Source organism: Streptosporangium sp. OZ121 (genome assembly GCF_051918885.1).
Lineage (GTDB): Bacteria > Actinomycetota > Actinomycetes > Streptosporangiales > Streptosporangiaceae > Streptosporangium.
Genome location: NZ_JBPXMC010000005.1, coordinates 363,779 through 380,841 on the forward strand (window position 1 = coordinate 363,779; position 17,063 = coordinate 380,841).

Genomic DNA, 17,063 nt, shown 5'->3' on the forward strand with positions numbered 1-17,063 from the left:
GGTCCGGGCGGGTGGTCCGGGCGAGCGGTCCGTGTCCCGCCGCCGCGCGGTCCCGGCCGGGCGTCCCCGGCCCGGGTTCCGGCGCCACGGTTCCGAGCCGGGCGGGTACGGGAGCGGCCGCCGCGCGTCGTCAGGCCAGGCGGTCCCGGTAGACCTCCCTGGCCCGGCCGATCAGGGCGAGGTGGTCGGCGAGCTGCCCGCCGGTCTCGAAGGTGCCCTCCTTCCGCAGCAGCGTCTCCAGGGCGTCCAGCCATTCCAGGCACCAGCCGACGTCCTCGGCCCTGGCCACGTGACGGCCGCCCACGTCGAGGTAGACCGGGCTGGTGTGGGCGTACACCTCGCCGGTGAACGACCGCTCGTGCGGTCCGCCGGTGGCGAGGGCGACGACGTAGGTGGGGTCGCCGGCGACCAGTTCCGCGGTCAGCTCGCCGGGCGGCCCCTCGGCCAGCACGCCGTCCGCGGTGCGGATCTCCAGCCGTTCCACCTCGGGGCCGACCGACCGGACGGTGATCGTGACCCGTTCCCCCGGTGACAGGTCCAGGGTGGCCCCGGGGCCGTGGCCCGCGACCGACAGCTCCAGCCAGGGCCCCGTGGTGCCGAAGGTACGGCCCCGCCTGACCGCCTCGGCGAACGACGCGGCGGTCAGCGGCCCGTCCACCCTGGCGTAGACACGCGCCCAGCCGGGCGGGTTGGACTGGTTCCCCCGCCGGGCGAAGGAGATCATCGCGTCGGTGCCCGCGGTGACCGCGACGCGGTTGCCCGCTCCGATCAGGCGCCGGTAGACGGCGGCGGTCGCGGTGATCGAGGTCTGGCTGAGCACGTCCAGGGTGTCGACGAGGCCGAGCGCCGCGTCGGCGACGATCTCCCGGGAGGAGCAGTTGCGCCCCCACCGCAGCGCCTTGTCGGGTCCGTCCATGTCGGTGAACGGATTGTGGAAGGGGTGGCTGTAGCCGGTGACGGCCCCCAGGTCGCGGAGCTCCTCGCAGGCGACGCTGTTGGGCGGCCAGTCGGCGGTGCCGAGGAAACCGGTGTGGAAGCGCGAGGGCGGGGCCGAGACGCCGAACGCGTAGAGGTGGCCGAGCAGGTCGTTGCGGTACTCGACGCCGATCCTCGCCACGTGGGAGGCGTCGGACCAGGGCAGGTCCCGCCCGGCCCAGTGTTCGAGCGCCTCGGAGTCGTAGACCCGCTCGGAGGAGACGTTCCCGGCGACCAGGTTGAGGACGTGCAGGTCCTCGCCGTGCTGCATGATCCCCGCGAGCCCGGGCGTGCCGACCATGTCGCCCGCCCAGTTGAGGTGGACGTGCATGTCCCCGCCGTACCAGCCCAGGGCGGCCGCGTCGTAGAACCGCTCCGGGGTCAGCTCGACGAGGGTCTCCCCGTCCGGCGCCGGGGTGACCGTGACCTGCGCCGAGCCGTACTCCATGCCCCTGGACACCCGCACGGTCAGCGTCTCGGCCGGGACGTCCAGGACCAGGTCGTCCCCGTGGAAGTAGGGCATCACGTGGTAGTCGTGCCGGTCGGGGGCCCCTTCGGGGTACCAGCCCTGGCCGTGCTCGCCGTACACGCTCCACTTGCACGGGAAGCCCGCGCGCACCCGGAGGCGGGCCGCGGGGGCGGGGCGGGTCAGCGGCGACAGGTCGACCGGTACGCCGTCGGCGACCACCTCGCTCCGGCTCGTGATCTTGATGAGCCGGGCGCCGCCGGGTCCGACCACGTGCGCCCGCCCGTCCGCCAGCACGGTGGCCGGCCCGGACCTGCTGGAGTCGAGCAGCAGCGTCGTGCGCAGGGGCCTGCCGTCCAGCACGGCCTGCGCCCGTGCCCGCAGCGCGACTCCCCTGTCGGTGAGGCGGAGCGCGGCGAGGTTGCCGAGCACCCGGCCCGCGAGGACGCCGCGGACGACCTCGTCCATGTCCAGCTCGTCGAGACGGTCCCTGAGCTCCTCGAACGGCACCTCGGGATAGCGGGTGCCGAGCATGCCGTAACAGACTTCCCAGAAGCTCGTCGTGCCCATCAGGTAGGCGTCGGTGGCCATGGACCTGACGTAGAAGATGGGATCCTCGCCCCAGGTGACCCCGTGCTCGTCCAGCAGCGCCCGGTACTCTCCGAGCGCCCGCGCGACGGTGAGAGGAATAGTCGGATCGTCACACATAGGTCTCCCCGCACGGTAGGACGCAGGTGATCGCCGCTATCGTGACACGCCGGATACGGGGGGTTGTTGCAGGGCGTCCGGCGGTGAGGGATTCGTCCCTACCAGAGGGGTAAAAACGCTCCCGGGGCGGTGATGACCCGCCCCGGAAGGGCTCGTCGCGTCCGCGGGCCGCGGCCCGTCCCGCGGGAGGTCAGGCGCCCGACGGCTGGGACGTCGTGCCCAGCCGCATCCGCATCGCGTGCTCGACGAGGGTGATGAGCACCTCCTTGCCCGACTCCCGCTGCCTGGCGTCGCACAGCACGATCGGGATGTCCTCGTGCAGGGTCAGCCCGAGCCTGACCTCGTCGAGCTCGTAGCGGCGGGCCCCGTCGAAGCAGTTGACCGCGACGATGAAAGGCGTCTCGCGCCGCTCGAAGTAGTCGAGCGAGGGGAAGCAGTCGGCCAGCCTCCGGGTGTCGGCGAGGACCACCGCGCCCAGCGCGCCCAGCGCCAGCTCGTCCCAGAGGAACCAGAAGCGCTCCTGGCCGGGCGTGCCGAACAGGTAGAGGCGGTAGTCGTCGCCGATGGTGATGCGGCCGAAGTCCATGGCGACCGTGGTGGTCTGCTTGGTCTCCACGCCCGACAGGTCGTCGACGCCGATGCCCCGGTCGCTCAGGGTCTCCTCGGTGCGCAGCGGCTCTATCTCCGAGACCGCGCCGACCAGCGTGGTCTTGCCCGCGCCGAACCCACCGGCGACCAGGATCTTGATCGCCTTGGGCAGTTTCACGCGCCCGGCGTCGCGACTAGAGCGCACGGAGTCCATCGAGCACCGCCCTGTACAGCCTCTCGTCGTGCATGTCCGTCTCCGAATGCGGTTCTTGCATGGCGATGAATCCCTGGTCGAGCAGGTCGCTGAGCAGGACACGGACCGTGCCTGCCGGAAGGTTCGTATGGGCCGCGATCTCCGCGACCGACTGGGCCTGCCGGCAGAGCCGGACGATGGCCAGGCACTCCGGGTCCAGCCCCGGTTCCCTCGACGAGACCTGCCGGATGGTCACCACCAGGGTGATGAGGTCGAACCGGCCGCGGCTCGGTTCGGTCCTGCCCCGCGTCAGGACGTACGGCCTGACGATCGGCCCCGCCTCGTCGCCGACCCACTGGGTGTCGGGCTGCTCGTCGAAGATGCTCATCGTGTGCCGTCGCCTCTGAAAGCGTCGGCCCTGAGGGAGGAGTCACCCCTGAAGGAGGATTCGGCCGTCCTGGTGGGCGAGGTGAGGTACTGCCCCACGCGGGTGACGAGCATGGCCATCTCGTAGGCCACCAGGCCGACGTCGGCCTCGGCGCCGCAGAACACCGCCAGGCAGGCTCCCTGCCCGGCGGCGGTGACGATCAGGTACGCCGTCCGCATCTCGATGATGGTCTGGCGCATCGGCCCGCCACCGACCCGGTCGCTCACCCCGCGGCCCAGGCTCTGGATCGCCGACCCGACGGCGGCCAGGTGCTCGGCGTCGGCCGGGGAGAATCCCGCCGACGCGGCCAGCAACAGGCCGTCGGTGGAGAACACGATTCCGTGCTGAGCTTCCTCCACCCGCGAGACCAGGTCGTCCAGCAACCAGGCCAGGTCCGTGAAGGATCCTGTTCCCTGCACCACTCGTTGTCCTCTCCTTCTGCCTGCCGACGTCACGCCGCCGGTTGCCGGCGGCTCATCGGCGCCTGCCGGGCACGCGCGATTTGAGATCGTTCACTGGGGTCACACGGCGGGCCCGCCCTCGCCCGCGGGATCGTCGTCGCGATCGAGCAACTGGGCGGCGTCGTCGCGGCCTCGGCGCGTACCGGCCTGGAAGGACGACATGGCCGCGCGGATCATCTCCGGCGAACGCTCGTCGGCGTCGTCGGCCGGGGGCGGGGGCGCGGGCTCGTCCTCCTGCAGGGGGGCGGCGAGGTGGGTCTGCGGAACGCGCCTCGGCAGGCCACCCGGGGTGTGACTGCTGTCGGGCGGGGGCAGCACGGGAGGCAGCGCCGTCCCGGAGCCGCCCGGACGCCCGTGGGCGCCGGAGTCGTCGGGCCCCGCGCCGGGAGCACCCGGCGAGGCGGGGGATCCGGGGCTCGTGAAATCGGGCAGCCGGCCGGGTGCCCCGGTCTCGGGCATCTGCCTGAGTGCCGAGGGATCGGCGAAGCGGCCGGGAAACGTCGGATCGGTGAAACCCTCCGCGGGCGCCGGACCCGCGGAATGCCGTCCGGAGGGGGTCTGGTCGGCCCGGCCGGCCGGAAGGCCCGGATCCGTGGAACGGCCGGTGTGCGGCGGGGTGACGAGACGGCCGGGATCGGCGAAGCCGCCGGAGGACGCCTGGTCGGCGAGAAGGCCGGAGGGCGCGGGGCCCGCCGGGTGCGACCTGCCGTTGGCGGGCGGCGCCGGCTCCCACGCCTCTGTCCCGGTGCCGGGAACGTGCTCGCCGATGACCTCTCCCTCCGCCCCGGCGGCCCGCACGGGGCCGCCGGTGATGCCCAACGGGTCGCCCACCCTGCCGCGGACCGCGGCGACCGCGGAGGTGGCGCCGTTCATCTCCTTGCCGCTCGCCGGGCGTGCCTGCGGCACGCCGATCCCGACGGAGGGGCCCGGGTCCTCCTCGCTGATCAGTTCCTGCGGGATGAGGACGACGACGGTCGTGCCCCCGTACGGGGAGGACTTGAAGGTCACCCGGATGTCGTGCCGTTCGGCCAGGCGGCTGACGACGTACAGGCCGAGGCGGGCGTTGCCGGAGAGCTTGAGCTCCGGGGGGTTGGCGATCCGCTCGTTGGCGTCCGCGATGTCCGCGGGACTCATGCCCAGGCCGCGGTCCTCGATCTCCAGCGCGTAGCCGTGTGCCACCAGATATCCGCCGACCTGCACCGTCGTGTAGGGCGGGGAGAAGGAGGCGGCGTTCTCGACGAGCTCGGCGATCAGGTGGATGACGTCGCTCACCGCCCGGCCGTCCAGCGAGACCTCCCCCAGGGGCATCACGTCGACCCGGGTGTAGTCCTCGATCTCGGCGAGGGAGCCGCGGACCACGTCGATCATCGGGACCGCGTCGCGCCAGGCGCGGCCCGGCGCGGCGCCGGAGAGCACGAGGAGGTTCTCCGCGTAGCGCCGCATGCGGGTCGCCAGGTGGTCGAGCCGGAACAGGTCGCGCAGCTCCTGCGGATCGTTCTCGCGCCGCTCCATGACGTCGAGCACGCTCAGCTGGCGGTGCACGAGCGACTGGGTGCGGCGGGCGAGGTTGCGCAGGATGTCGGCGATGTCGCGGCGCAGCTGGGCCTGCTCCGCGGCGACCTTGATGGCGGTCCGCTGCACGGCGTTGAACGCCTGGCCGACCTGCCCGATCTGGTCGTCTCCGAACTTGAGGGGAGGCGCCTCCGCCGCGACGTCCACCACCTGCCCGTGACCGATCCGCTCGACCACGGCGGGCAGCCGCTCGTTGGCGAGCTCCCAGGCGGCGGCCCGCAGCTTCTCCAGCTGCTGGACCAGGGCGCGGGCCGTGGTGATGGCCAGGACGACCGAGGCGATGACGGCCACGAGCCCCAGGCCGCCGGCCAGCGCGAGCCGTACGATGACGCCGGCGGCGACCGGGCCCGACCGCTCGACCACTCCGCTGCCGGCCGTGAGCACGGCCTGCGTGAACTTGGTCTGCGCGGGCTGGGCGTCGGAGCTCCACCGCGTGACGTCGATCACCCCGGCCTGCACCACGTTCGGGTCCTCGATCAGCTGGTCCTCCATGGCGCGCAGCCGGACGAACTGATCGCCGGCGACCAGCCGGCGGTAGGCCTCCTGGTCGGCGGCGGGCAGCTCGGCCACCGCCTGGTCGGTGACGAAGCGCCGCGTGCCGACCATCTGCGTGAGCCTGACCTGCTCGCCGTCGGCGAACCGGCCCGCCGTCAGAGCGCCCATCACCAGGGCGTCCTCCTGGGCCAGCATGTCCCGGGCCCGGTTCATCCCGATGAGCGTGCGGGTGTCCTTGGCGAGTTCCTCGTCGTCCAGCGTCGCCAGCGAGTCGTAGACGCGGAAGATCGAGTCGACGATGGCGGTGAACTCGGTGGCCGCCCAGGTCCGGTTGACCCGGCCGGCGTCGATCGCCTTGCGCGCGGCGGGCAGGTCGTCCATCAGCTCGCGGGTCTCGCCGAGCCGGCGCTCAAGGGCGGAGCTTCCCAGCAGCCGCACCCCGCTGCCGCCGGTGAGCTCCCGGAAGTGCGCGTCGGCGGCGTCGGTGCGCTTGCGCTGGGCGGCCAGCGCCTCGCGCCGCTGGCGTTCCGCGCCGGCCGATCCCAGGGTGATCGCGGTCAGCCGCCGCTCGGCCTGCAGTTCGACGATGAGCCGCTCGCTCGGGTCGGCGACCTCGGTGTTGAGGGTCGCCACGCCCAGCATGTTCAGACCGTCACGGACCGTCACCCATGCCGTGAACGCCCAGAGCGCGGTGAGCGACACCAGAAGTGCCGTGACCTTGGTCCGCAAGCTCGCGTTACGCAAGCGCATGGTATCCACCCCGGGAAGGAGAAAGAAAATAGCCGGCATTTTTCATGGCGGTTGACACATACCGGTCAAACAGGTCAAACGGTCGCCACATCGCGGGGGTCGGCGGGACACCCCACATCACACCCGCCGAACCATAGCAATGTCACTAAAAACCCTCAAGACGGACAGAGTGGATACGCCCTTGTGTCCTGTTTTGAATTCACGGTCAATTCTCAATACGAGTCATCCTCGGGAATGGCGAGCGCGCGTCGCGCCAGGTGCAGCGCGCCCAGAACGGCCGCCCTGACGATCGCGACCGGCAGATACAGGTCCTTGTCCACCCAGAGCGAGGGCGCCTCGTCGTCACGGGTGGCCAGCAGGTGGCGGTACCCGCGCTCCACGGCCTCCCCCCACCGACCCTCCCGCGCCGTGCCGGCCAGCAGCAGGGTCTGCAGCGCGTAGGCGGTCTCCTCCGCGGTGCCTCCCCACCGGCCCCACGACCCGTCCCCGCGCTGGGTGCCGAGCACCCAGTCCACGGCACCGCCCACCGCGCCCGCCGACCTCCCGCCGCCGAACTCGCGCAGCGCGATCGCGCAGCAGGCCGTGGCGTAGTACGGCGAGACGTGCCAGCGGTCCGTCCAGCTGCCGTCCGCCTCCTGGCGGTCACGCAACCAGGCCGCCAGCTTGGCGACGACGGCCGCGTGGCGGGGCTCTCCCCCGCACCGGCGCAGGTACTCGCCGAAGGCGTCGAGCACGTGCGCGTTGGTCGTCGGGGACATCCCCTCCTCCCCGCGCCAGGTGCAGAAGTGGGTCTCCAGCTCGAACGGCCACAGCCCCTCCGGCTCGCGCGGCTCGCCGAGCAGCGCCAGCGCGTACAGGGCGACGGAGGTGGTGTCGGCGTCGGCGGGCAGGCCCGGGCCCGTGGCGACCCCGTCGGGGCCGAGCCCGTCCCGCAGGCTCGCGACCAGCTCCTGCGGTGCGTCCACCGGGATTCCCGCACGCCGCAGCCAGCTCAGCGTCCAGCCGCGCTCGAACACGGTGACGGGGAGGGTGCACGGCACCGGCCCGCCCGTGGAGGCCACCACGGCCTCCAGGTACCGCCGTACGGCGGCCTCGTCCCCGGCCCTCCGCGCGGCACGGCCCCCGGAGGCGGAGGCGTCCACGGTTCCCGGGACGTCCGCGTCCCCGGAGGCGTCCACGGCTCCGGGCCGGGAAAGCGCGGCCAGCCAGGCGGCGCTCGCCCCGGGGGAGGCACCGGCGGCCGCCATCCCGCCGGGCATCGGCGTGGGGAGGATCCCGGAGGCGGCCGTCGCCTCCGGGCCCGCGACCTCGAGGGCGTGGACCAGTTTCTGCGGGATCGCCGCGCCCGACATCAGCCACGCCCTGACGGCCGCCAGCTTGGCGCCGCCCATGCCCGGGGGCGGTTCCGGGCCCTCCCCGCCGAGGTGCCCGTCGATCAGGGCGAGCAGGGACGACACGATGAGCTCGATCGCGGGCGTGTCCGGCGGCCAGGTGGCCGGGAAGGACCAGTTCCGGACGGCCTCCAGCCCGCGGTCGGCGGCCTTGGCCAGGAGCGCGGGATCGGCGGTGGTGTCGCGGCCGAGCTCGGCCAGCAGTGCCTCCACCGCGCTCAGGGTGGGGACGAGGGCGTGATCACCGGACGAGGACCAGCGGCCGTCCGGCCGCTGGGTGGCGAGCAGGTACCCGACCCGCTCGGCGTGCCCGGCCAGCCAGGGCGCCAGGCTCACCACCCGGCCGGTCTCGTACGGCGAGGCGGACACCTGGCCCCAGGGCTCGGCCAGCAGCCCGGCGACCAGTTCGCGCGCCTCGGCGGCCGCGTCGATCCCGGCGTGGTCCTCCACGCCGATCCAGGCGCCGGCTCTCGTGCCGGGTTCCGTGGTGGCGAGCAGGCCGTCGACGCTCACAAATCCCCCCAGTAGTCACCGACCTGGTAGAAGCCCGCGCAGAAGTCCATCTGCCGTTCCATGTAGCCCGCCAGCTCCGGATGGGCGGCCCGCAGGGGGGCGACCAGTTCCCGGCTCCGGGCCGCGAGCCCGGCGATCCGCCGCTCCACCTCGGCGCGGTCCAGGCCGAGCAGCAGGACGTTGAGATCTCCCCAGGCGACGTCCCGCTCGTAGGTGCCCAGGTCGTTCAGGAGGCGGATGACCCGTTGCACGGCCCAGCCCGCCTCGCGCAGCGCGCCGATGTCCGCGACCGCGCCGGAGCCCGTGACGTGGATCCAGTGGGCGGCGAACACGTAGGAGAAGCCGAGGTTGTCGGCGTTGCCGAGATACTCCTCGTAGGTCGGCGTGACCTTGTCGGTCTTCCAGCGCCACTCCGTGAGCATCCCTTCCAGCATGCGCCCCAGCTCGTCGCGCCAGACCGGCCCGAGCTCGGGGAACGCGGGCGAGGACGCGAGCTCGTCGCGGATGTCGCCGAGCATGCGGGTGAGGTCGTCGCCGGGGACCGGCGGGGCGCCGCCGGCCACGTCCAGGCAGCGCCGGGCGATCTCCTCCACCTCGGGCGAGGTGGTGGCGACGTAGTCGACGAGCCAGTCCAGGCCGAACGCCCACAGGGAGACCTTGTTCGCCATCCGCAACTGCCCGGCGTCGAACCAGGGGCCGCCGAACGCCATGGCGAGCGAGAGCGTGCTGTACAGGGCCGCGTCGAACGGCTTGGCGGAGAACAGGCCCGGATAGGTCTCCGCCCACTCCCGCATGTCCCGCTGGGACCGCCCGGCACGGGCGCAGATCGCCCCGGCCTCCCTGGCGTCCGGCCGGGCACCGGGATCGGGCCGGACGTCCGAACCGGGCCGGGTACCGGGATCGGGCCGGCGCGTCATCGCAGGGCCCCGCTCCGGTCGCGGCCGTTGAAGGACACGCCCAGCGCGACCTTCTGCCGGGGGCGCAGCGAGGCGGCCCAGCCGGTGTCGAACGGGCCGGGGGTGCGCACCGACATCCGGAACCGGCTGAGGATGCTCGCGACCACGAGCGGCGCCTCGACGTAGAACAGGGGCTCGCCCAGGCACCTGTGCGGGCCGCCGCCGAAGGGGAAGTAGGAGTACCGGTGCCTGCGCTCCTCGCTCTCCGACCGTCCGGGCGCGAACCGCTCGGGGTCGAACTGGTCCGGGCGCTCCCAGAACTCCTCCAGCCGCTGGGTGGCGTACGGGGTGACCAGCACCGAGGATCCGGCCTTGATCCGCACGCCGCCGATCTCCGCGTCCTCCATCACCCTGCGGGGCAGGAACCAGCCCGCCGGGTACAGGCGGAGGGTCTCCTGCAGGACCATGCGCGTGTAGACGAGGTGGGGGATGTCCTCGGGCACGGCCGGCCCCTCGCCGACCACCTCGTCGATCTCCGCCTGGAGCCTGGCCGCCACGTCCGGGTGCTCCTCCAGCAGCAGCCACAGCCAGGTGAGGACCATCGCGGTGGTCTCCGAGGACGCGGCGTACACGCTCACCAGCGCGTCGCGGATCTGCTTCTCGGTGAGCCTGTCACCGTTCTCGTCCACGGACCGGCAGAGCACGGAGATGACGTCGACGTTGTCGTCGGGGTTCGCCATCGCCTTCCTCACAATGGGGAACACCACGTCGTCGATCGATTCGACGGCCTTCAGAAAGGTCCGGTCGCCGGGAATCCGCATGAAATACGGCATGAACGGCAGAAGAATCCGATAGACGAGCGAATAGGACGCCTGTTCGAAGGCGGGGATGATGCGTTCCCCGTCCTCCCGGTTCAGCTTGTCCCCGAACAGCACCCGGTTGACGATGTAGCTGAGGATCCGGGACATCTCCGTGGCCGCGTCGAAGTCGCGTCCCGACCGGACGTACTCGTCCCATTCCTCGACACGCCCGGCGACGCGCCTGGACACCTCGTCGGCGATCGTGGCGATGTACCGCGTGGTGAACAGCGGCTGCAGGACCTTCCGGCTGTTCTGCCAGTGCTCGCCGTCGCTCATGATGCTGTGCCCGAAGAGCCGCTCCAGGGGGCGCCAGAACATGCCCAGGCGCTGGTGCTTGGTCCATTCGAGACGCATCACCTTCTGGACGTGGTCGGGATGGGTGACCAGGTAGGGGCGGAAGGGCCCCAGTTCCAGCCGGAGGACCTCCCCCCGGGACTCGCGTGCGAACTCGGCGAGCGCGCCCGCCGGTTCGCGAAGCAGCTTCGGCAGGGCCCGGCGCATCGGAACGGATCTCGCCCGGCGGCCGGTACGGGCGCGCACGTCCATGGACATAGGTAAACGTCTCCCACCTCGCGTGACGTGAATTCGCGCAGCACGAGACAACCGCCCGCACGGGTGAGTGCGGCGGTGTTCGGGAACGGGACATCCCACCTGTCCCGCGTCCGCCCGGGGCGTGATAAGGACTGGTCAACCGACAGGTCAGAGGCCGATCGGCCGGCAATCCAGGGACGCTCCGGACCTCCTCGCCTGTCTCATTCTGTGTTTTACACGCTAAAGCGCATCACATCACAACATTAGTTAATCTTCGCACGAAGTATCACATGACCCGCTAGAAGTGATCAAGGTCATATAGAATATAAATCTTGCCACTTTCGGACACACGCCTTGTTAACATGCGCTTAACACCGGCGCTTTAACGGCGGATCAGGCAACTGTCGCGCGACGATCGGGAGTCACCCAGAGTGACGGCGGGCTCGCGCTCGGAGCCGTCAGGCCGTCCTTGGCGAAGGCCCGGAGCCGTCAGCCGTCCTTGGCGAAGGCCGCGAGGACGCGGTCGGCGGCCAGCGACGGGGTGAGGGCACCCTCCTGGACCTCGCGTTCCACCTCGGCGACGATCGCCGCGACCTCGGGGTGCTCGCGCAACCGGGTGAGCAGCCTGTCGGTGATCAGGGCCCAGGTCCAGCGGACCTGCTGGCGGCGGCGGCGCTCGGCGAGTTCCCCCGAGGCCTCCAGGGCGTCGCGGTGCCGGACGACCTCCCGCCAGAGCTCGTCCAGCCCGTTGCCGGTCAGCCCGCTGCAGGTGAGCACCGGGGGCGTCCGCTCCGCACCCAGCAGGCGGAGCGCTCCGGCGAGCTCCCTGGCGGCCTTGCGCGCGTCCAGCTCGTGGGGGCTGCCCTCGGACCCGTCGGCCTTGTTGATCGCGATCACGTCGGCCAGCTCCAGCACGCCCTTCTTGATGCCCTGGAGCTGGTCGCCCGTCCTGGCCAGGGTGAGCAGCAGGAAGGTGTCGACCATGTCGGCCACCGCTGTCTCGGACTGGCCGACGCCGACGGTCTCCACCAGGACGACGTCGTACCCGGCCGCCTCCACCACGACCATCGCCTCGCGGGTCGCCCTGGTGACCCCGCCCAGGGTGCCCGAGGTGGGCGAGGGGCGGATGAAGGCGTTCGGATCGACCGCCAGGCGGGCCATCCTGGTCTTGTCGCCCAGGATGCTCCCGCCCGTACGCGTCGAGGACGGGTCGACGGCCAGCACCGCCACCCGGTGGCCCTGCCCGGTCAGCCGGGTGCCGAGGGCGTCGATGAACGTGGACTTCCCGACGCCGGGCACGCCGGTGATACCGACCCTGCGCGCCGCTCCGCCGAGCGGGGTCAGCTCGGCCAGCAGCCGCTGGGCCAGGTCCCTGTGGTCGGCTCGGGAGGACTCCACCAGCGTGATCGCCCGCGCGATCCACGCCACGGACCCCTCCTTCACCCCCTGGACGTAGTCGTCAAGAGTGCGCGTCATGGCCCAGCCGGGTGAGCAGGTCCGCCAGCAGCCCCCGGGCGGCGTCGGCGATCACGGTGCCGGGTGGGAAGATCGCGCTCGCGCCCGCCGCGCGCAGCGCGTCGAAGTCGCCCGGCGGGATGACCCCGCCGACCACGATCATGATGTCGCCGGCGCCCAGCGCGGCCAGCGCCTCGCGGAGCGCGGGCACGAGCGTGAGGTGCCCGGCGGCCAGCGAGTTCACGCCGACCACGTGCACGTCGGCCTCGACCGCCTGGCGGGCGACCTCGTCGGGCGTCTGGAACAGCGGGCCGACGTCCACGTCGAAGCCGAGGTCGGCGAAGGCCGTGGCGATCACCTTCTGGCCCCGGTCGTGGCCGTCCTGGCCCATCTTCGCCACCAGGATGCGGGGGCGGCGGCCCTCCAGGCGCTCGAACTCGGCGCAGGCCGCGCGGACCGCGTCCACGCCCGATCCCACCTCCTCGCGATAGACCCCGGTGATCGTACGGATCTGCGCCGCGTGCCGCCCGAACACCCGCTCCAGCGCGTCGGAGATCTCCCCGACCGTGGCCATCGCGCGGGCCGCCTCGATCGACAGCGCGAGGAGGTTCCCGTCGCCCGCGGCGCCCTTTGTCAACGCTGTGAGCGCTTCCTCCACCCGGTCGGGGTCGCGCTCCTCGCGCAGGCGGCGCAGCTTCTCCAGCTGCTGGGCGCGTACCGAGGTGTTGTCGACCTTCAGCACCTCGATGGGCTCGTCGACGTCCAGCCGGTACTTGTTGATCCCGATGACCGGCTGGCGCCCGGAGTCGATGCGCGCCTGGGTGCGGGCGGCGGCCTCCTCGATGCGCAGCTTCGGCAGTCCCTGGTCGATCGCCCTGGCCATGCCCCCGGCGGCCTCGACCTCCTCGATGTGGCCCCAGGCCCTGGTCGCCAGCTCGTGGGTGAGCCGCTCGACGTAGTAGGAGCCGCCCCAGGGGTCGATCACCCGGCAGGTGCCCGACTCCTGCTGGAGCAGCAGCTGGGTGTTGCGGGCGATCCGCGCGGAGAAGTCGGTGGGCAGGGCGAGGGCCTCGTCGAGGGCGTTGGTGTGCAGCGACTGGGTGTGGCCCTGGGTGGCGGCCATCGCCTCGACGCAGGTGCGGACGACGTTGTTGTAGACGTCCTGGGCGGTGAGCGACCAGCCGGAGGTCTGCGAGTGGGTCCGCAGCGAGAGCGACTTGGGGTTCTTCGCCCCGAACCCGGACACCAGCCGCGCCCAGAGCAGCCGCGCCGCCCGCAGCTTGGCGACCTCCATGAAGAAGTTCATGCCGATGCACCAGAAGAACGACAGGCGTGGCGCGAAGGCGTCGATGTCCAGGCCCGTCTCGACACCCGCCCGCAGGTACTCCACCCCGTCGGCGAGGGTGTAGGCGAGCTCGAGGTCGCAGGTGGCCCCGGCCTCCTGGATGTGGTACCCGGAGATCGAGATCGAGTTGAACTTCGGCATCCTCTCGCTGGTGTACGCGAAGATGTCGGAGATGATCCGCATCGAGGGGCCCGGCGGGTAGATGTAGGTGTTGCGGACCATGAACTCCTTGAGGATGTCGTTCTGGATGGTCCCGGCGAGCTGCTCGGGGGCCACCCCCTGCTCCTCGGCGGCCACGACGTAGAGCGCGAGCACCGGGAGCACCGCGCCGTTCATGGTCATCGACACGCTCATCCTGTCGAGGGGGATACCGTCGAACAGCTGCCGCATGTCGTAGATGGAGTCGATGGCCACGCCCGCCATGCCGACGTCCCCGGCCACCCTCGGGTGGTCGGAGTCGTAGCCCCGGTGGGTGGCCAGGTCGAAGGCGACCGACAGGCCCTTCTGCCCGGCGGCCAGGTTGCGCCGGTAGAAGGCGTTGGACTCGGCCGCGGTGGAGAATCCGGCGTACTGGCGGATGGTCCACGGCTGGTTGACGTACATGGTCGGGTACGGGCCGCGCAGGAAGGGGGCCGCGCCGGGGTAGGTGTCCAGGGAGTCGAGCCCGGCCAGGTCTGCGGCGGTGTAGAGCGGCTTGACGCCGATCCCCTCCGGCGTCTCCCACACCAGCTCCCCGGGATCGCTCCCGGTGGCCTCCCGCACCGATCGCGCCCAGGCCTCCAGGCCGGGATCCGGGGCCGCCGGCCGGGCGCCGAGCTCGATGCCGGAGAAGTCGGGAATCATCGGGCCACCCCCAGGTCCTCGAAAGTCGTCCGGAGCACGCCGAGCGCGTCACACCCCGCGTAGAGGTTGGCGTCCACGCCCTCGAACTCTCCCTTCCCCGCCAGCCAGACCTTTACCGCCCCCGCGCCCCTCAGCGCGGCGGCCACCGCCTCGGCGTGCCCGGCGTACAGCCGGTCGCTGGAGCACAGGCACGCGACCTTCGCGCCGCCGGCGGCGAACGCGGCGGCGATCTCGCCGGGATCCGTGACGGCGCCGCCGGTCACGGTGGCGATGCCGCCCGCCTGGAACAGGTTGGCCGCGAACGACGCCCTCGCGGTGTGCGCGGCCACCGGGCCGATGGTCGCCAGGAAGACCTTCGGGCGGGTCTTCTGGGCGTCGGCCAGGTCGCGCAGCGCCTCGAACTCCTGCGCGTAGTGCACCCCGGCGCTCCCGGCGGCCGCCTCCGCGGGCCTGGGCCGCCTGCTCAGGGGCTTCTCCGCCAGGTCGGGGAACTCGCTGACGCCGGTGATCGGGTCGCGGCGCCTGGCGATGCCGGCCGCGCGCCGCTCCCAGGTGGCGGCGAGCCGTCCCGCGACGAACCCGGAGGCGAGGGCGTCGGCCATGCCCCCGCCGCCCCCGGCGCGCTCGATCTCCTGGAACCACGTCCAGGCCCGGCTCGCGAGGTCCTCGGTGAGCCGCTCCACGTAGAAGGAGCCCCCGGCCGGGTCGATCACCCGGGCCACCCCGGCCTCCTCCACGAGCAGCGACTGGGTGTTGCGCGCGATGCGGCGGGCGAAGGCGTCCGGCAGGCCGAGCCGGGCGTCGAAGGGCTGCACGGTCACCGCGTCGGCCCCGCCGGTCCCGGCCGCGAAGCAGGCGAGCGTGGTGCGGAGCATGTTCACCCACGGGTCGCGGGCGGTCATCATGGCCGAGCTGGTCACCGCGTGCTGCCGCTGCGCCGCCCCGGAGACGCCGGAGACGCCGCACACCTCGGCGACGCGGGCCCAGAGCCTGCGGGCGGCCCTGAGCTTGGCGATGGTGAGGAACTGGTCGGCGGTGGCGGCGTACCGGAACTCCAGCTGCCCGAACGCCTGCTCCATCGTCAGGCCGGCGCCGACCAGGGTCCGCAGCGCGGCGACCCCGGCGGCGACGGAGCAGCCGAGCTCCTCCGCGTCGCCGCCCCCCGACTCGTGGTACGGGGTGGCGTCCACGACGACCGCCCGCAGCCCCGGGTGGTCCCTCACGCAGCGGCGGGCCAGCTCGATCGCGGTCCGCGCGTCGGCGAGGGCGTCGGCGCCCAGGTTCCCGGTGAGCGCCACCGATCCGCCGCCGGGCGCTGAGGCCCCCCGCTCACCGGCCAGCGCGAAGAGCGCCTCGGCCGCCTCGCGGGTCCGCTTGCCCGCGTCGAGCGTGACCGAGATCAGATCCAGGTAGACCCGCTCCAGGGCGCGGGGCAGGTCCTCGGGGGCGAGGGCGAGCCACAGCGAGGTGACGCCGTTCTCCAGATCCGCCAGGATCGCCTCCGGATCGGGCACCTCGTGGCGCTGCCGCACCTCCCAGCCACCCTCGGGGCGGGAACCGCGCACGTAGGGGGCGGCTCCGGGAAGGCCCGGGTCGCCGGGCAGGTCGGACGCGTCGTAGATCGGTGCGATCTTCACACCGTCATAGGTGGTGAAGGCCAGCTCCTCCTCCGGGGAGCCGGTCTCGACACCGGACTTACGCAACACCCCGAGCGCCAGCTCCCGCCACCGGTCACGGGTGACCGGTGGGAACTCGGCGGCCGATCGAGGTTCCTCAGGCGGCACCGTCATGCACCGGATACTAGGCGCCGTCCCGCCGGCCGCCTCCCCCGGGTTCGTGACGGACACCGATTGTGGGGTCGATAGGGGGAGTTCGTGGATCGTTCCGAACGGGGTCACGCGGGAGGGAGGGGCCGGCGGGCGACGCCGGGGCGTCCTTGCCGAGCAGCCTGAGGTATCCGTACGAGAAGGCGACGAGCACGTCGACCACCTCCTCCAGGTCGGGGTAGCGCCCGTCGATGTGGCCGATCGCCATCGCGTCGCTCAGCGCGCCGATCCCGTCGGCGACCATCTCCAGGCGGCGCCGGTCGCTCTCGCGGCCGGCCGGGAAGCCGAACGAGGCCAGGTCCGCGACCAGGTGCGCCCGGTAGGCCGCCGCGCTCTCGACGGCGAACTCGTGGAACGGCGACGAGGGGTCGTGCCGGGCGCGCAGGCCCAGGCGGAACAGCGCGGGGTGCCGGCAGATGGCCTCCAGCGGTATCCGGAAGGTCTCGCGGTGGCGCTCCCTGTCGCTGGGGGCCTCGCGCGCCCGGCGCCGCGCCTCGCGCATCGCCCCCCGCAGGCGCTCCCCCACCCGGTCGCCGAGCGCCCGCAGCAGCTCCTGCCTGTCCTTGAAGTGCACGTAGAAACTGGACTGGGCGATCCCCGCCGCCCGGGCGACCTTGACCGTGGTCAGGCCCGCCTCCCCCTCCTCGTCGAGGATGGCGAACGCGGCGCGCATGAGGCGGCGCCTGGTCAGGTCCTTGGCCTCGCTCCTGGTCAGGGGTGTGCTCGTCACTGCCGCCTCGCTTCCCGTTCACCGATAAGCCTACCGGC

Annotated in this window: 12 protein-coding genes; all 12 read right to left on the minus strand. The window is 72.4% G+C overall.

Annotated features, from left to right (window positions below):
• Window positions 1-130: 130 nt before the first annotated feature.
• Window positions 131-2,149 (minus strand): CehA/McbA family metallohydrolase, encoded by a 2,019-nt coding sequence (locus ACTOQ1_RS13760; RefSeq protein ID WP_440067132.1) that lies wholly within the window; start codon window positions 2,147-2,149, stop codon window positions 131-133.
• A 190-nt stretch (window positions 2,150-2,339) separates the two neighbouring features.
• Window positions 2,340-2,951 carry a GTP-binding protein gene (locus tag ACTOQ1_RS13765; RefSeq protein ID WP_440067134.1) on the minus strand — a complete coding sequence of 204 codons (612 nt, stop codon included), beginning with the start codon at window positions 2,949-2,951 and terminating at the stop codon, window positions 2,340-2,342.
• Window positions 2,932-3,318 carry a DUF742 domain-containing protein gene (locus ACTOQ1_RS13770; protein WP_440067136.1) on the minus strand — a complete coding sequence of 129 codons (387 nt, stop codon included), beginning with the start codon at window positions 3,316-3,318 and terminating at the stop codon, window positions 2,932-2,934. The genes ACTOQ1_RS13765 and ACTOQ1_RS13770 overlap by 20 nt, the downstream gene beginning before the upstream one ends.
• Window positions 3,315-3,779 carry a roadblock/LC7 domain-containing protein gene (locus tag ACTOQ1_RS13775; RefSeq protein WP_440067137.1) on the minus strand — a complete coding sequence of 155 codons (465 nt, stop codon included), beginning with the start codon at window positions 3,777-3,779 and terminating at the stop codon, window positions 3,315-3,317. Before ACTOQ1_RS13775 ends, ACTOQ1_RS13770 begins: the two co-directional genes overlap by 4 nt.
• 99 nt (window positions 3,780-3,878) lie before the next feature.
• A complete protein-coding gene (locus tag ACTOQ1_RS13780; RefSeq protein WP_440067139.1) occupies window positions 3,879-6,635 on the minus strand; it encodes a nitrate- and nitrite sensing domain-containing protein in 2,757 nt (918 codons plus the stop codon).
• A gap of 212 nt (window positions 6,636-6,847) precedes the next feature.
• Entirely contained in the window at window positions 6,848-8,539 is a 1,692-nt protein-coding gene (locus ACTOQ1_RS13785; protein ID WP_440067141.1) for a prenyltransferase/squalene oxidase repeat-containing protein, read from the minus strand.
• On the minus strand, window positions 8,536-9,456 hold the full coding sequence (locus tag ACTOQ1_RS13790) for a terpene synthase family protein (protein ID WP_440067142.1): 921 nt from the start codon (window positions 9,454-9,456) through the stop codon (window positions 8,536-8,538). Before ACTOQ1_RS13790 ends, ACTOQ1_RS13785 begins: the two co-directional genes overlap by 4 nt.
• Entirely contained in the window at window positions 9,453-10,841 is a 1,389-nt protein-coding gene (locus tag ACTOQ1_RS13795) for a cytochrome P450 (protein ID WP_440067143.1), read from the minus strand. Before ACTOQ1_RS13795 ends, ACTOQ1_RS13790 begins: the two co-directional genes overlap by 4 nt.
• Before the next feature lie 474 nt (window positions 10,842-11,315).
• The gene (gene meaB, locus ACTOQ1_RS13800; RefSeq protein WP_440067145.1) at window positions 11,316-12,302 is read right to left on the minus strand and encodes a methylmalonyl Co-A mutase-associated GTPase MeaB; all 987 of its coding nucleotides are present in this window, start codon (window positions 12,300-12,302) and stop codon (window positions 11,316-11,318) included.
• Window positions 12,286-14,469 (minus strand): methylmalonyl-CoA mutase, encoded by a 2,184-nt coding sequence (scpA, locus tag ACTOQ1_RS13805; protein ID WP_440067148.1) that lies wholly within the window; start codon window positions 14,467-14,469, stop codon window positions 12,286-12,288. Before scpA ends, meaB begins: the two co-directional genes overlap by 17 nt.
• Window positions 14,466-16,259 (minus strand): methylmalonyl-CoA mutase family protein, encoded by a 1,794-nt coding sequence (locus tag ACTOQ1_RS13810; protein WP_440067150.1) that lies wholly within the window; start codon window positions 16,257-16,259, stop codon window positions 14,466-14,468. Before ACTOQ1_RS13810 ends, scpA begins: the two co-directional genes overlap by 4 nt.
• Window positions 16,260-16,269: 10 nt before the next feature.
• Complete coding sequence (locus ACTOQ1_RS13815) at window positions 16,270-17,025, minus strand: TetR family transcriptional regulator (RefSeq protein WP_440067152.1); 756 nt, start codon at window positions 17,023-17,025, stop codon at window positions 16,270-16,272.
• Window positions 17,026-17,063 lie beyond the last annotated feature (38 nt).

What these genes read in the sequence shown, in the direction of transcription:
- ACTOQ1_RS13760 (WP_440067132.1), bottom strand. Translation starts at nt 2,149, where the DNA reads ATGTGTGACGATCCGACTATTCCTCTCACCGTCGCGCGGGCGCTCGGA.
- ACTOQ1_RS13765 (WP_440067134.1), bottom strand. Translation starts at nt 2,951, where the DNA reads ATGGACTCCGTGCGCTCTAGTCGCGACGCCGGGCGCGTGAAACTGCCC.
- ACTOQ1_RS13770 (WP_440067136.1), bottom strand. Translation starts at nt 3,318, where the DNA reads ATGAGCATCTTCGACGAGCAGCCCGACACCCAGTGGGTCGGCGACGAG.
- ACTOQ1_RS13780 (WP_440067139.1), bottom strand. Translation starts at nt 6,635, where the DNA reads ATGCGCTTGCGTAACGCGAGCTTGCGGACCAAGGTCACGGCACTTCTG.
- ACTOQ1_RS13790 (WP_440067142.1), bottom strand. Translation starts at nt 9,456, where the DNA reads ATGACGCGCCGGCCCGATCCCGGTACCCGGCCCGGTTCGGACGTCCGG.
- ACTOQ1_RS13795 (WP_440067143.1), bottom strand. Translation starts at nt 10,841, where the DNA reads ATGGACGTGCGCGCCCGTACCGGCCGCCGGGCGAGATCCGTTCCGATG.
- meaB (WP_440067145.1), bottom strand. Translation starts at nt 12,302, where the DNA reads ATGACGCGCACTCTTGACGACTACGTCCAGGGGGTGAAGGAGGGGTCC.
- scpA (WP_440067148.1), bottom strand. Translation starts at nt 14,469, where the DNA reads ATGATTCCCGACTTCTCCGGCATCGAGCTCGGCGCCCGGCCGGCGGCC.
- ACTOQ1_RS13810 (WP_440067150.1), bottom strand. Translation starts at nt 16,259, where the DNA reads ATGACGGTGCCGCCTGAGGAACCTCGATCGGCCGCCGAGTTCCCACCG.